This is a genomic window from Rhizobium sp. rho-13.1, assembly GCF_007000305.1.
Classification (GTDB): domain Bacteria; phylum Pseudomonadota; class Alphaproteobacteria; order Rhizobiales; family Rhizobiaceae; genus Rhizobium; species Rhizobium rhododendri.
The window spans coordinates 1-237 of sequence record NZ_SCFL01000124.1 but is presented as its reverse complement, the minus strand read 5'-3'; the positions used below and the strand labels follow the sequence as shown (position 1 = coordinate 237).

General features: G+C 63.3%; 1 pseudogene. It reads right to left on the bottom strand.

The window, feature by feature from the left end:
* Positions 1-237: pseudogene (locus EQW76_RS28930) on the bottom strand (MFS transporter); the annotation flags it as partial.

Sequence of the window (237 nt, the reverse complement as noted above, 5' to 3'; positions counted from 1 at the left end):
AGGTGGCGATAAAGGGTGCCAGCGAGGCGCCGAAGATGCCGGCAAAGTTGAAGGTTATGGAGGCGCCGGTATAGCGCACGGCTACCGGGAACGGTGCTGCCAGAGCTGTGCCGATCGGGCCGTAGGTCATCCCCATCAGCGCCATGCTGACGGCTGCGAAGATGTAGATCTCGGTGAGGCCGCCGGTCAGCAGGGTCTGCAGGAAGAACGAGAAGACACCGATCGCGACCGTCGTGG